Source organism: Enterococcus sp. FSL R5-0957, from assembly GCF_038008005.1.
Lineage (GTDB): Bacteria > Bacillota > Bacilli > Lactobacillales > Enterococcaceae > Enterococcus_B > Enterococcus_B faecium.
Map to the genome: position 1 here is coordinate 1632168 of NZ_JBBOYG010000001.1, position 14472 is coordinate 1646639.

Sequence of the window (14472 nt, forward strand, 5' to 3'; positions counted from 1 at the left end):
CAGGAGAATAACCGGTAAAAAATCGCACTAACTGAAATCAGTGCGATTTTAAAGGACACAATTATACATGTTTGATTGTATCATATTTCATTGCTTTTTCAAGTATAACACATTTCTATCTCATTAAGCATCAATTTGCTACTCTTTTCAGTAAATGATTTTGAATATCAGCCTTCCAGTACAATACTCGAAGAACAATATTTACGAGCATGAATACAAAGAAGTATCCTACGCTCTCTCCCAACCCTAAGTTTACTTCCAAAATTCCATGGAACAGCATTGCAGCTACATATATCCCTACGATCGTCGTTACTGCTAGGAAGATGCGCAATGGGTTGAAGGGATAACAAGCTTTTACAACTGCCATGCAACTGATCCCAATCAGCAAGTAATACATCAAAGTAGTAGTTTCAGCATTTCCCCATGCGAATGTTTTTCCAAGTAGATACACCGCAATGATATTCACTACTACAAGCAAGGCATTTGGTAAAGCATTAATAAGTGCTGTAGGCAAATAACGGTAAGTGATTTTTCTTTTATCTTGTTCAAAAGATAAAAAGAAGGAAGGATACCCTTCAATCGCTAAATCAATCATCGTGATTTGGATAGGGATAAACGGAAATCCAATTGCTGTAACGGCACATATAATCGATAAAATAAATGAATAAATCGTTTTGATAAAAAAGATGCCTGAGACTTTCGTCACATTGTTGACCACTCGGCGTCCTTCAAACAGGACTTCTGGCAATGTAGTAAAATCAGAGTCCAACAATACCAGATTCGCAATCTGACGTGTTGCTCCATCACCTTCTGCCATAGCAATGCTGCAATCTGCTTCTCTTAACGCCAAAACATCATTCACACCGTCGCCTGTCATTGCAACCGTTCTGCCGCTTTCTTTCAATTCATTTACCAGCAATTTCTTTTGCTGAGGACTCACTCGTCCAAAAACCGTATAGCGATGAGCAGCTTCTCGCACTTCCATTTCTTCAGTAATTTGAGAAAGATCGACATACGCATCATAATTCGGTAATCCTGCACGTCTAGCGATATTGGAGACAGTAAAAGGATTGTCTCCAGAAATCACTTTCAGATCCACACCTTCCTCATGAAGATAAGCTAGTGTTTCTTGAGCGTTTTTTCGGATTGGATCATCGATTTCAAACAGAGCAACCGGCTCAACAAATGCTGGTTTTTCTTCGTTCAATTGCTGATTTGGAGCGATCCCCAACATAAGTACGCGATAGCCATTCGCTTGGGCTGTTTTTAGACTGTCCGGAAGCCGATCTTCTTCCACCAAACGTTCAGGCGCTCCTACGTACACGACTCCCAGTTCTGGAAATTCCATCGCGCCCCATTTGCGATCAGAAGAAAATGCGACTTTGTTTGTCACATCATACCGATTAGAAAGCTCAAAATAATCTCTCATAGCCCGCATAGTGATGTTGTTATCACTGCTTTCTGCCAGATACGTCCCCATAATTTCTGGGATGGCTTTCTCGTACAGCGGATGTAGTGCTTCTACCCGCTGGATACTCATTTTTCCTTCAGTAATGGTCCCTGTTTTATCCAAGCATAATGTATCGACATGGGCCAGCGTTTCAATTGAATACATGTCTTGAACAAGGATTCGTTTTTTTGCCAGTTTGGTTACCCCTGTCGTTAATGCAATACTTATTAGCAATACCAAACCCTTTGGAAGCATGCCTAACAAAGCTGCTGCAGATGCAATAACAGAAATTTTGATAGAAGCATCGCGGATGAACAGTGCTTCCAAAAATAGTATGATCCCCAAAGGAATAATCACGAAACTAGTGAATTTGGATACTTTGCGAATCGAATCTACAAGTTCAGAACGAATAGCTTTGTGAGTCTTTGCCTCGCTAGTCAAGCGGACAGCATAATTATCTGCACCTACTCGGATAACTTCAGCCATGACAGAACCGCTTGTCAAAAAGCTTCCAGAAAGCAATTCAGCTCCAGTTTCTTTGACAATCAAATCAGATTCGCCTGTCAAAAGAGCTTCATTTGCTTCTGCCCGTCCAGATATAACCTGTAAATCGGCTGGTATCTGTTCTCCTGCTCCGATTTTTACCAAATCTCCTAATACCAGCTCTTTAGTAGAAATCGATTGTTCTTTACCGTCCCGAATCACTAGTACTTCTGATTGGGAAACAATCGATAATTTCCGTACAAGATTTCTTGCATGTATTTCTTGATAAATTCCAATAACGATATTGACGACAATAATTGCTAAATACGCCATGTTGGAATACGCACCTACAAATAACAGACAAATCCCAATACCAAAGTTCAGAAAATTGAATAACGTCAATATATTATCGCTGAATATTTGTTTTGTACTTTTTGATGCATCTTCCTGGTAGTCATTTTGCTGGCCAGAAGCCATTTTCTGAACTACCTCTTGCTGTGTAAGTCCATTCATTTTCTTTTTCTCCATTTTCCGCCAACTTTCAAAAATAATCACGTGTTTAAGTCTAGCGTGTTCCAAGATTAAAAACAACTTGTTTTTATAAAATTTATAGAAAAACACACGAATGATTTTACAAAAAAGATGCCAACCTTTTTGTTTGAATCACCCGTGTGCTGTTTTTATTATCAATCTATCTTTACTTATATTGTTCCTCCAAACGGCTCATCCACCAACCTAGTGCTGTACCGGCTATAAAAAGAACAGGACAAGCTAGCACCCCAGCAACTCCCAATTCCGCGTAATCAGTAGGAATGATCATAATTGTTGAAGCAAAAACTACACCTAAAATGAAATGGAATAGCTTACTATATGCCTTTGAGAAAATGTAATCCATGATTTTTGACAATCCAAGAACACAAAGAATCCCACCAATTCCGATCGGCACAATCACTTCAAGTCGTACTTCTTTAAATCCGTCAGCCATCGCTTTATACAATCCCATATACACCAAAAAATTAGAAGGGCTCAATCCTGGGACGATCATACCCAAACCAATCAATCCGCCGGCAATCAGCCATGTTCCAAAATTCTGATCGACTTGCCCGTCAAATAATTGAGCGCCGTATAATAAAAACAAATAAGCCAGAACAAAAGTAACAACCATGATGATCACATCAGAAGTATCTCTTCCTTTTTTTCCTGCTTCTTTCCATAACGCAGGAACAGTTCCAGCGATACATCCGACAAAAAACCATAATATCGTTGTTTCATACGCACCTAATAAAAAACTGACTAAAAAAGAAAGTAGAAAGATGCCTGTCACTCCGCCTAGACCAACAGGCAGAAAAAACAAAACATTTTCTTTGAAATTTTTTGTAAGGTGGGCTAAAAAAGAAATCAGCCGCTCATACATGCCAAAGATAGCTGCTAATGCACCACCGCTGACTCCTGGCAAGATAAATCCTGAACCGATAAACGTTCCCTTCACAAACCGTAACATCCAGTCTTTGGTTGTGTACCCCACTTTTTGATTTTCCATTTTTTGCCTTTTTTCCACTATTTGCGCACTCCTTCTTTCATTTAATTTTATTCATGATTGAACATTTCCTACTATTTTACTTAAAGACTTTTTCATAGGTCTCTATTATTTTTTCATTCATTTTGACAATATCAGAATAAAACATGTTACCTCCATTATGATAGAGATAGCCGCCATTGTAAAGCAAGGACTGGATCCGCCAATATCGGTATTGTTTCCCTTCCTCATTTCCTAAAAGTGGGCTCAGCACATCTTTAGAATACGCTTCTGCTAATTCTACTGTGTTTTCTCCGCCATGATTTTTTACATAGGCAATATAATCTTTCCCAAAATTATATGCTTGGACAGCTGTCCATAAATCGCATCCTTGTTTCTTTGCTTCTACTATCATTTCCGCCAAATATTTGACACCTTGATCAATACTGTCAGCTGGATTATCAATGATCTCAGCTTCTCCATGCAGACTTTCCGAGCTCTGCATGAGATCTGTCCCTTTTCCTTTTGATTCGGTCAATATTATCGCCTTGATCAAATTCTCGTAGTTTTCCATATGATAATTTTTTGCAGCTGTTGTTATTTCTATTTGATAGCTTTCCACTCGTTTTACCGAACGATAAGTTCTTCCTCCTAAAAACAACACCGCACCAATAACCGTTAGAATGATCATGTAAAAAAGAATACGGATAATAGATAATCGTTTTCGCTTCATTTCATCACCTAGTTATTTTGACATCTTTTTTTATCTTACTATTTCTTTATCTTCTTGGCTATTTCTTCCTTGATTTCTGTGTACGCCTTAAGAAAAAATGAATTTTCCTGTATTTTTTGTCATCTTACGAAAATGATCGTTGTTTTTCAGTAAAAACAATTGCCCAATGACTGATATAATCGTTATACTTTACACAGTAGGTGATTATGTGAAAAAAGAAAAGAAATATGCAAAAATGCCAGATGGGAGCGAAATTTACTATGAAAAGAGCGGTCAAGGCTTCCCTCTCTTTTTACTGCATGGCAATGACGGCAGCAGCCGCTTTTTTTCAGAACAGGTCCCTGTACTCGAACGCTACTATACCGTGTATCTAGTAGATAGCCGAGGACATGGTCGTTCGACAAACGAAGCATCTATGTTGAATTTTCAGTTAATGGCCGAGGATCTGAATACGATCATGTTGCTGGAAAAAATCGATCAGGCAGATTTTCTTGGATTTAGTGATGGAGCAAATCTAGCACTGGTATTTGCCAGCAGCTTCCCTAAAAAAGTTCATCGATTGATTTTAAATTCTGGAAACACGCTTGTTAAAGGCGTTCGTTTTTCTGCCAGAGTCATCAGTAATATTCATTATGCATGGGTATGGTTACTCTCTTTATTTCGCCCAAGTCTTCGCAAAAATCTTTTAGTTATCAAACTTTTGCTGCATGACATCGGGCTTACAGAAAATGATTTAAAAAAAATCAACTCCCCCACTTTGATCATCGTGGGAAAAAAAGATGTAATCAAGCTAAAACATTCTTTGTATATAGCTAAAACTATACCAAAAGCTTCCTTTGTGCTTGTGAAAGAACAAGGACATGAATTAGCTAGAAAAGATCCTGAACGCTTCAATCGAGAAGTTCTTCAATTTCTTTCTGAAACATAACTATTAGGAATAGAAGGTGATTTATTTGTTAAAAAATACCATACAATGGCTGAAAAACCACCTAGGACTGTTCAAAACAATCTTTTTGATTTCTGTCATTGTCATTATTGTCGGTGAATTGATGTCCATCGGTAAAACTCTATCTATCCAGCAATTAGGAGAAACGTTTGCCACTATACCTGTATGGAAAAGCGGACTTATGCTGTTGATTGGTCTTGTCTCTGTGTTACCTATGATTGGTTATGATATTATTTTGAATCGGATGCTTGAACAAAAGCAGAATCCTCGTTACTTGTTTGAGACAAGCTGGCTGATCAATACAATCAACAATATTGCCGGTTTCGGCGGGTTTGTTAGTGTGGGGCTTCGCTCTGAACTATATGGACAAAAGAAAGAGAGCAGAAACGTGATCCAAGCATTATCGAAAGTTTTCTTGTTTTTGATGGCTGGACTTTCTATTTACAGTCTGCTTTCTTTTTTACTTGTAGTCTTCACGCCAGTTGCTCCTTTTTTGAAGCAATATTGGATATGGTTGATCGGCGGCGGTCTATATTTTCCTGTCGTCTTTTTATTTACTACTTTCAAAAAGAAAGGATTCCTTGGTGGTACCTCACTTAAAACTCAAGGACAGCTATTGCTAGTTTCATTGTTGGAATGGACCGGTGTCCTGTTTAGTTTCCTTTCTGTTGGTTATTTAATGGAAATCCGGATTGATCTGTGGCAAACAATTCCGTTATTCATTGCTGCTTCAGTGATAGGAATCGTGTCTATGATTCCAGGAGAAATTGGGAGTTTCGATGTAATGATGATTATCGGGTTGTCCGCTATTGGTGTGCCAAGAGAAATAGTCGTTGTGTGGATCTTGCTCTATCGCCTGTTCTACTACATCATTCCGTTTTTGATTGGAATCGTCTTTTTCTTCAAAAATATCGGTTCCACTTTTGATCAGCGTTATTCTGGTATCCCTAAACAATTAGCAACAGAAATTGCGCATAAAATCGTGGTTGTCTTATTATACTTTTCTGGAATCATGCTAGTACTTTCTGCCACTATCCCGCAAGCTTTTACAGAGTTTCGCTGGCTTCATAGTTTGAACCCATTGAAATTTCATTTTATTATCCAATTTCCTAGTATACTATTGGGATTTCTTTTAATCATTATGGGCAGAGGGATCGCAGCACGTGTGAAACGAGCATATTTGCCTACAATCTTCTTGATTGTTCTAGCTTTACTTTATGTTTTATTAAGTGATTTTAGTTTCACACCGGTGGTTTTCTTGTCTATTCTGCTTCTGATCATTCTTGCTTCTAAAAACGAATTATTTCGGGAACAATTGATCTATTCATGGGAGTGGCGTACGATCGATGGAATCATTATTGGTGCACTGTCCTTGCTTTACATCGTTATTGGGGTATACAATCTGCCGGATTTCCCTCATCGGCGTCACCATTTTATTTCCTTTTTCTTATTTCCTTCTGAAAAGATTTGGTTTTCGGGATTGTTGGCCATCATCGCTGTTAGTTTCATGATCGTTCTATTTGTTCATTTCCTTCAAGGAGAAAAGAAACAGATTGGCGAAGCCTTTAATGAAGAAAAGGCCCTGAAGATCCTTACAACTTATGGAGGAAACTCCGATAGTCAATTGATCTTCTTAAAAGATAAGCGGATGTTTGCCTATGAAAAAGACGGTGAACCAACTGTTCTTCTCCAATTCGCTTGCTTCAATAATAAATGTATTGTAATGGGTGATCCTTCTGGTAAGAAAGAAGATTTTCCAGAAGCAATCGAAGCTTTTATCGAAGAAACAGATCGACTATGCTATTTACCAGTTTTCTACGAAACAAGCGAAGAGATTGTTATGATTTTGCATGAATTCGGCTACGATTTCATTAAGATGGGGGAAGAAGCTTATGTAGACCTGAATAGTTTTACAACTTCAGGGAAAAAAATGAAGGGCACTCGTGCTGTCTTGAATCGGATCGAACGAGAAGGATTTACATTTGATGTCTTACAACCACCATTTTCTACTGAGCAAATGAGTACTTTCAAAAATATCTCTGATAATTGGTTGGGTTCACGAAAGGAAAAAGGGTTTTCTTTAGGCTTTTTCTCTGAAGATTATCTACAAAGAGCGCCTATTGCAGTTGTCAAAAATACCCAAGAAGAAATTGTCGCTTTTGCAACGATCATGCCTACTTACACGAACAATAAAGTAGGAACGATTGATCTGATGCGATATGATCCTAAAAAAGCACCTTCTGGCAGTATGGATTTCTTGTTCTTGCATTTGTTTGCCTATATGAAAGAAGAACATATCCAATGGTTCAATTTAGGGATGGCCCCTCTTTCAAATGTCGGAACTTCCAGAAAGAGTTTTTTACAGGAAAGGATTGCATACTTGGTTTACGAGTTTGGTTCTCATTTTTATTCTTTCCATGGATTAAGAGAATATAAAAGCAAGTACGCTACAAACTGGGTCTCACGTTATACTCTATATTCTAGAGATAGTTGGATTGCATATGTTATGATTGCTTTGCTGATTATTGATAATGCGCCAGTTGAGCAGACACAAGGTAGAATAAGTGGTTTGAAAAAATGGATACGAAGAAAGTATTAAAAACTGCATACCGATAGATGAACACTCTCATGATGAATAAAAGAGACTGAAGTAAAACGAAAGTTCATGCTTCTACAATCTCTTCTTATACAATTGAAGAACAAAGAGCGGTCCAAACAGAAATCCTGTTTGGACCGCTCTTTTATTTTAAACATTTTTCATTACCAAAATATTCGAGTCGCGTTTCTTATGCTTTGATCTCTGTAACGATACCTGAACCTACTGTCCGCCCGCCTTCACGAATTGAGAATGTCGTTCCGTTTTCAACAGCGATTGGATGGATCAAGTCAACATCAATCGTCACGTTGTCACCAGGCATGACCATTTCTGTATCTTCTGGCAATGTGATTGTTCCTGTAACATCAGTTGTGCGGAAGTAGAATTGTGGACGATAGTTGTTGAAGAATGGAGTATGACGTCCACCTTCTTCTTTTGTCAACACGTACACTTCTGCTTTGAATTTTGTATGTGGAGTAATGGAACCTGGTTTAGCAAGTACTTGTCCACGTTCGATATCGTCACGTTGGATCCCCCGTAACAACACGCCTACGTTATCCCCAGCTTCCCCGTAATCTAACGTTTTACGGAACATTTCTACACCTGTTACAACTGCTTTTTGTGTTTCAGGTTTGATCCCTACGATCTCTACCTCATCACCGACACGAACAGCACCACGATCAATACGACCTGAGGCAACAGTTCCTCGACCTGTAATTGAGAAGACGTCTTCCACTGGCAATAGTAATGGTTTATCTGTATCACGTTCTGGTGTTGGGATATATTCATCTACTGTATCCATCAATTCCATAATAGCAGCTTCAGCATCTGGATCGCCTTGCAATGCTTTTAATGCGGAACCTTTGATCACAGGAGTGTCATCGCCTGGGAAACCATATTCGCTCAATAACTCGCGAACTTCCATTTCTACCAAATCGATCAATTCTTCATCATCGACTAAATCAACTTTGTTCAAGAAAACAATCAGGTATTTTACACCAACTTGGCGTGACAATAAAATGTGTTCACGTGTTTGAGGCATCGGACCGTCAGTTGCAGAAACAACTAAGATTGCACCATCCATTTGTGCTGCCCCTGTAATCATGTTTTTCACATAGTCCGCGTGTCCTGGTGCATCAATATGCGCGTAGTGGCGTTTTTCTGTTTCATATTCTACGTGTGCGGTATTGATCGTAATCCCACGTTCACGTTCTTCTGGAGCTGCATCAATACTAGCATAGTCTTGAGGATTTGCTAGGCCTTTTTTGCCTAATACTGTAGTGATCGCAGCAGTTAAAGTAGTTTTCCCATGGTCAACGTGTCCAATCGTACCAATGTTAACGTGTGGTTTACTTCTGTCATAATGTTCTTTTGCCATAATTTACAAACCTCCTAAATAATATAGATCACTGAAAAATTTCAGCTCTCACCTTTTTATTATAGTCTTTTTTTGACTAAATCAAAAAGAATACGTCCGACTTACTTTTTGTAAGATTCGAACTAAGCTTATTATACGTCAATATTGGTCAAAGTTAACTAAGAGCACTCGCTTGTCTTATACGCGAAAAAAGTACCTTTTATAAACGCGAATTGTAAAATTAAGTTAGAAAAATAAAAAGGCATTTATGGTACACTCAAATTGTATTTCCGACGAAAGAAAACAAAGGAGTGTAACCATAAATGACCTACAAACATCTTACCATAGACGAACTGACAATGATAGAATCATATTATCTTCAACATAATAAGCCGGTTGAAATCGCTAACCGAATGGGACGTGCTATACAAACTATTTATAATGTAGTCAATAAGTTCAAGCAAGGCAAGACTGCTCTTGATTATTGGCACCAGTATAAAGAAAATAAGAAAAAATGTGGGAGAAAAGTCATTCAATTACCTGCTCATGAAGTAGATTACATTAAAGAGAAAGTCACTCTTGGTTGGACGCCTGACGTCATTATCGGGCGAAAAGAAAGGCCTGTTTCATGCGGTATGAGAACACTTTATCGTTTATTTTCTAAAGGAATATTTGATATTGACACACTACCGATGAAAGGTAAAAGAAAACCCAATGGCCATCAGGAAAAACGGGGAAAACAACAGTATCAGCGCTCAATCCATGATCGACCTGATAATTATCCTGATTTCAATTCTGAGTTTGGTCACCTTGAAGGTGATACGATCGTTGGCATTCATCATAAAAGTGCCGTCATTACTTTAGTTGAAAGATTATCTAAAGTCATTATCACGATTAAACCCAACGGCCGTAAGGCATTAGATATTGAAACTGCCCTTAATCAATGGTTTTCTCGCTTCCCTAAAAACTTCTTTAAATCTATTACGTTTGACTGTGGAAAAGAATTTTCTAACTGGAAAGCCATTAGTAACCAACATGATATTGATATATATTTTGCGGACCCTGGAACACCTTCTCAACGCCCATTAAACGAGAATTCTAACGGGATTCTGCGTCGTAATGGACTGCCGAAATCAATGGATTTTAGAGAAGTGAATCAGACATTTATTTCCAGTGTCAGCAATCAACGTAATCATATTCCAAGAAAATCATTGAATTACAGAACACCAATCGAAATATTTTTGAGCTATGTACAAGAAGCATTTTATTCTAGCTTAATTTGACAAATCATAAAATAAAAAAATGTGTTTTTTGAGAAAAACTTCAAGATAGTCCTTAACTTTCTTTTGAAGCAATAAGAACAAAATGAGGAAAAGTTTAAAATTCAGCTGTTGCCAACAACTTTCAATAGACGAAATCTTCTATTTCGTTAATAATAAGGAAAGAGGTGAAGTACATGAAAAAATTAATTGGCGTACTTGTCGTTTTAGGCATATTTCTCGGCGGAAGTTTTGCAGCTTATCATTATTTTTACGGCGGCGAAGCTTATTATACAAAAATCACGACGAATGGCGAAATGTCAGCTACCCAAGCAGATAGCGGAGAGAAATTCACGACTTATACCTACAAGCAAGCGGCTTATAATAAAGATGGTGAAAAAAAACAGGTGACGCTTCGCGAAGAAAGAGAACATCCATTAAAGATGAATGCGTATCTTAAACTCAAAGTCAATCCTCGTAAAGGTGTATTAAGCTGGGAAGAAATAAAGGCTTCTGAAGTGCCTAAAAATGCGGCAGAAAAAATCGATAATTAGTAAATGGTCTTAAAATTTTATTAGATAAAAAGAGGCTGGGACAGAAGCGTTTAACTCCAAGAAATAAGAAGGAGTTGCCTCTGCTTCCGCCGTTTATACGTGTTTAGAGCGTGAGACAAAAGTGTTCTTTACTTTTGTCTCACGCTCTTTTTTTGTTATATTCGTCTTTTCCGATCCTTCTCTTGACACAATTCATTTAACTGATCACTGGTACTTGAACACCTAATGTTCTAGTCATTTTTATAAACGATTCAATACTTCATCCACATTTTTGATCATCACGGATATCGTACCATCCGGATTATTCACAAATTCAATCAAATCTGGGTTGCGATATACATCTACTGGTACGATCAGTTCGATCCCGTTTGATAGCTTGAATTTTTGTTTTCCAAATTTTTTCTCAGAAATTTCTTGTACTTCTTTTACAGGAGGTGCTCCTGGGACAAATCCTTGCTCTTGTACTTCTTCTTTAAAAGCCATTTTTGCCGTGATGTTTTCCTTGAAGACTTTTTCCGCAATCATCTCATGATCCAACCGACCTTTTTCTTCTATCGTATCATAGACAGCTTCTTTCAAATCAGCCATGATATCAAATTCTTCTGTCTCAAATTTTTTTCCAAGATGCTTGGCTACTTTTTGGATCACTTTTACATTTTCTTCTAAAGAAGCTGCAGGAACACTTTCGATCACTCTTCCAGAAAAATAAAGCTCTTTTTTGCCAGAAAACTCATATTTTTTTTCAATTAATTCGTAGGTCCAATCAGTCAAATTCACAGCGAATGCTTCATCTGCTTTTTGTGTTTTCGCCCCTAGAATTGCTCGATTCAAAATCAAGCGGTTGTCGATCCCTGCTTCGTCTGCTTCAACAAAGTGAGTGTAAGCCTCACGATAATTGACTTTCAATAAAGATAAGTACATCACTGTATCTAATTCATACAAAACAACAAATACATCTGCACTAGGTGCTTCTTTACTTTCTTGGTAGATATCGAACCACCGCTGAACGATTGCTTCACTTGCTTCCACAAAATTTTCTTGAGCGATTTTAAGTGATTCAACGATCATGCTTTCTTCTGCTAGTTGTCCAGTTTTTGTTTGAGCAGAAGAGATTTTTTGGATCTTCTTTTGAAGAAAATCACGAATATATTCTTTTGTCAGATCCAGCTCTTTTTGTGAAAAGACTGGAGAACCAGTTTCTCTGTCAATAATATGCAGAATTGCTTTTTTTAAATAGATATCCATTTTCTCATTCCCTTCTGTCTTAGTTTACGGAAAAAAAATCAAAAATACCAGAATCAAAATCATTTTCTTTTAAACAAAAATTTCAAGAGTAGAAACAAAATGGATTCTTTTTTTCGAAAAATGCGCTACACTTATAGTTGAACGAATAAAAAAGGAGCTGAAAGTATGAATTCATTAACAAGCACTTATCGTCTATCAAATGGTTACGAAATCCCGGTAGTAGGATTCGGCACATGGCAAACACCTGATGGGGATGTCGCTGTTTCCTCTGTTAAAGAAGCGCTGGCTGCAGGTTATCGCCATATCGATACTGCCCAAGGATACAAGAATGAAGAAAGTGTCGGCCAAGCGATTAAGGAAAGTGGAATTCCTAGAGAAGAGATATTCTTGACAACAAAATTATGGAATGCAAACCACAGCTATGAACTTGTGATGTCTTCTTTTGAAGAATCATTGAAGAAGCTCCAAACAGATTATTTAGATCTGTTTTTGATCCACTGGCCAAACCCTGTTGCTTTTCGTGATAATTGGGAACAAGCAAATGCAGATACATGGCGAGCATTTGAAGAACTGTATGAAGCAGGTAAAATCAAAGCAATCGGTGTGAGCAATTTCTTACCCCACCATCTAGATACACTAGCAAAAACAGCAAAAATTATGCCGATGGTCAATCAAGTTTTCCTTGCACCAGGCGAATTACAGCCAACTGTAGTTGAGTATGCAAAAAAACATGATATGATCCTCGAAGCATATAGTCCATTAGGCACTGGTAAAATCTTCGATGTGCCTGAAATGAAACAAATCGCTGAAGCACATGACAAGACGATTGCACAAGTTGCTTTGCGTTGGTCGCTGCAACACGAATTCCTTCCTCTTCCTAAGTCAGTGACACCAAGCAGAATCAAAGAAAATACTGAACTATTTGATTTTGAATTAACAGAAGAAGAAATGAAACAAATCGATCAGTTAGATGGTGTAGTCGGCAAAGCAAAAGACCCAGATACTACCCAATTTTAACTCGAAAGGTGATTTTATGGATCCAATCGAACGCTTGAATTCTCTCTCGGAAGAAGTTACCCAGACTTTTCATTCCGATTTTGTCTTTTTGATCGATGCAGAGAAAATCCAACATTTTCCTGCAAGAAACTGGACACATGATCAAATCATCGAAGAACTGAAAAAACGGTTCGATCATTCGCTAATGGTCAAACCCTGGCACGAACATGAAGTCATTTATTCACCTGAACTACCTGTTTTTGCCTTGATACCGAAAAAATAGAAAGATTGGAACGGATTATGTATATACATAATCCGTTCCATTTTTTATTTTTCTTTCAAAAAACGGGAAAATACGTAAGTTTTTTTGCATTACTCCTTTTCATTTGGCTGTTTTTTTCTTATAATCGAAAGGGTATGAGTGAAGGAGAGAACATATGAAGAAAAAACAGAAACAAAAATTATTAAATCAATTCCGTCCTTCATTGGATGGTGTAAGAGGACAATTATTCCGTTCTCTAGAAGAAGAGAGCTTGCGACGTTATGGTTTGCCGTTACAAGTCATGCTTAATCCCAAAAACCGTCAAATCTTAACGATCGGATTAGCTGGGAAAACAAATGAAGATACACGGATCAACGTGCCAATCGATGACAACTTCAATACTGTATTAAAGAGAATTCGTTCAGGAGAAAACGGGATTTTCGAACGATTCCGTGACAATCTTCTTATTGAAATCGTGTCTTACTGGAATGATCAACGATTGAAAAACGATGAACCAACTGCGCAAGCTGTTGCGACACCAGTTACAGAAAAAACAGTCAGTGTGCCAGAAGAAAAAACGGAAAAACCAAAAGCGGACACAACTGAAAATACACGCTCAACTGATACGAATGCCGCTTTAAGTTTTGCTGATTTTTCAAAAGCCGTTGCTGAGTATCCTAAATTTTACACAGAACAAAATGAACATGAAGTAGTTATTAATGAAAAAAATGCTGATGAACCTCGTAAATTAGCAACTATTTCTATGACTACTGAAAATGAGTTCGTTATCGAAAAAGCACTCGAACGGAAATACAAAGTCAAATTGACTTTGATTCCTTTGATCGAACAATTTGCAGCGACAGCGATTACTGATCGATAAAAATTCTATTTGTCATAAAAGGCTGGGATTTAAAATCCCAGCCTTTTTAGTCATATAATAATTTCTACAGCAAGTAAAAAGAAATTCTTTCTAACATCAGGCTCAAATATCAGCTTGACCTGTCCAACAAATCACCTATGATCCTACATGTTAGGCGACTTCTCTTCTACCTGAAGATATCTTGGAATTGCCTGA

At 37.7% G+C, this 14472-nt stretch carries 12 protein-coding genes; 7 read left to right on the plus strand and 5 right to left on the minus strand.

Annotated elements, in window-relative coordinates:
* Positions 1-130: 130 nt before the first annotated feature.
* The 3 genes from MKX69_RS07870 to MKX69_RS07880 all read right to left on the minus strand — a co-directional run bounded on the left by MKX69_RS07870 (position 131) and on the right by MKX69_RS07880 (position 4182).
* Positions 131-2446, minus strand: coding sequence for a cation-translocating P-type ATPase (locus MKX69_RS07870; protein WP_341009657.1), 2316 nt, complete (start codon positions 2444-2446; stop codon positions 131-133).
* Between the two features lie 184 nt (positions 2447-2630).
* Positions 2631-3491, minus strand: a complete 861-nt coding sequence (locus MKX69_RS07875) for a DUF368 domain-containing protein (protein ID WP_341009659.1) — start codon at positions 3489-3491, stop codon at positions 2631-2633.
* Positions 3492-3549: 58 nt separating this feature from the next.
* The gene (locus tag MKX69_RS07880; protein WP_341009661.1) at positions 3550-4182 is read right to left on the minus strand and encodes a lysozyme family protein; all 633 of its coding nucleotides are present in this window, start codon (positions 4180-4182) and stop codon (positions 3550-3552) included.
* Positions 4183-4348: 166 nt separating this feature from the next.
* On the opposite strand from MKX69_RS07880, the gene MKX69_RS07885 reads away from it, so the two are divergent.
* Positions 4349-5110, plus strand: coding sequence for an alpha/beta fold hydrolase (locus MKX69_RS07885; protein WP_341009663.1), 762 nt, complete (start codon positions 4349-4351; stop codon positions 5108-5110).
* 25 nt (positions 5111-5135) lie between these two features.
* Positions 5136-7727: a bifunctional lysylphosphatidylglycerol flippase/synthetase MprF gene (gene mprF, locus MKX69_RS07890; protein WP_002300997.1), complete on the plus strand. Its 2592-nt coding sequence runs from the start codon at positions 5136-5138 to the stop codon at positions 7725-7727.
* A gap of 187 nt (positions 7728-7914) precedes the next feature.
* Here the strand turns inward: mprF and tuf are convergent, their stop codons facing one another.
* Positions 7915-9102 (minus strand): elongation factor Tu, encoded by a 1188-nt coding sequence (gene tuf, locus MKX69_RS07895; RefSeq protein WP_341009666.1) that lies wholly within the window; start codon positions 9100-9102, stop codon positions 7915-7917.
* 302 nt (positions 9103-9404) lie between these two features.
* On the opposite strand from tuf, the gene MKX69_RS07900 reads away from it, so the two are divergent.
* A complete protein-coding gene (locus MKX69_RS07900) occupies positions 9405-10364 on the plus strand; it encodes an IS30-like element IS6770 family transposase (protein ID WP_002293280.1) in 960 nt (319 codons plus the stop codon).
* A gap of 173 nt (positions 10365-10537) precedes the next feature.
* A complete protein-coding gene (locus MKX69_RS07905) occupies positions 10538-10894 on the plus strand; it encodes a YxeA family protein (protein WP_002323408.1) in 357 nt (118 codons plus the stop codon).
* A 240-nt stretch (positions 10895-11134) separates the two neighbouring features.
* Here the strand turns inward: MKX69_RS07905 and MKX69_RS07910 are convergent, their stop codons facing one another.
* Positions 11135-12139 carry a nucleoid-associated protein gene (locus MKX69_RS07910; RefSeq protein WP_341009669.1) on the minus strand — a complete coding sequence of 335 codons (1005 nt, stop codon included), beginning with the start codon at positions 12137-12139 and terminating at the stop codon, positions 11135-11137.
* Positions 12140-12304: 165 nt separating this feature from the next.
* Between MKX69_RS07910 and MKX69_RS07915 the strand changes: the two genes are divergently transcribed.
* The 3 genes from MKX69_RS07915 (at position 12305) to MKX69_RS07925 (ending at position 14277) form a co-directional block, all read left to right on the plus strand.
* Positions 12305-13156 (plus strand): aldo/keto reductase, encoded by an 852-nt coding sequence (locus tag MKX69_RS07915; protein ID WP_002319269.1) that lies wholly within the window; start codon positions 12305-12307, stop codon positions 13154-13156.
* Positions 13157-13172: 16 nt separating this feature from the next.
* On the plus strand, positions 13173-13418 hold the full coding sequence (locus tag MKX69_RS07920; RefSeq protein ID WP_002289275.1) for a hypothetical protein: 246 nt from the start codon (positions 13173-13175) through the stop codon (positions 13416-13418).
* Between the two features lie 154 nt (positions 13419-13572).
* Complete coding sequence (locus MKX69_RS07925) at positions 13573-14277, plus strand: hypothetical protein (protein ID WP_341009670.1); 705 nt, start codon at positions 13573-13575, stop codon at positions 14275-14277.
* Positions 14278-14472 lie beyond the last annotated feature (195 nt).

What these genes read in the sequence shown, in the direction of transcription:
- MKX69_RS07885 (WP_341009663.1), top strand. Translation starts at nt 4,349, where the DNA reads ATGACTGATATAATCGTTATACTTTACACAGTAGGTGATTATGTGAAA.
- MKX69_RS07915 (WP_002319269.1), top strand. Translation starts at nt 12,305, where the DNA reads ATGAATTCATTAACAAGCACTTATCGTCTATCAAATGGTTACGAAATC.
- MKX69_RS07905 (WP_002323408.1), top strand. Translation starts at nt 10,538, where the DNA reads ATGAAAAAATTAATTGGCGTACTTGTCGTTTTAGGCATATTTCTCGGC.
- MKX69_RS07925 (WP_341009670.1), top strand. Translation starts at nt 13,573, where the DNA reads ATGAAGAAAAAACAGAAACAAAAATTATTAAATCAATTCCGTCCTTCA.
- MKX69_RS07920 (WP_002289275.1), top strand. Translation starts at nt 13,173, where the DNA reads ATGGATCCAATCGAACGCTTGAATTCTCTCTCGGAAGAAGTTACCCAG.
- MKX69_RS07910 (WP_341009669.1), bottom strand. Translation starts at nt 12,139, where the DNA reads ATGGATATCTATTTAAAAAAAGCAATTCTGCATATTATTGACAGAGAA.
- MKX69_RS07870 (WP_341009657.1), bottom strand. Translation starts at nt 2,446, where the DNA reads ATGAATGGACTTACACAGCAAGAGGTAGTTCAGAAAATGGCTTCTGGC.
- MKX69_RS07880 (WP_341009661.1), bottom strand. Translation starts at nt 4,182, where the DNA reads ATGAAGCGAAAACGATTATCTATTATCCGTATTCTTTTTTACATGATC.
- MKX69_RS07900 (WP_002293280.1), top strand. Translation starts at nt 9,405, where the DNA reads ATGACCTACAAACATCTTACCATAGACGAACTGACAATGATAGAATCA.
- tuf (WP_341009666.1), bottom strand. Translation starts at nt 9,102, where the DNA reads ATGGCAAAAGAACATTATGACAGAAGTAAACCACACGTTAACATTGGT.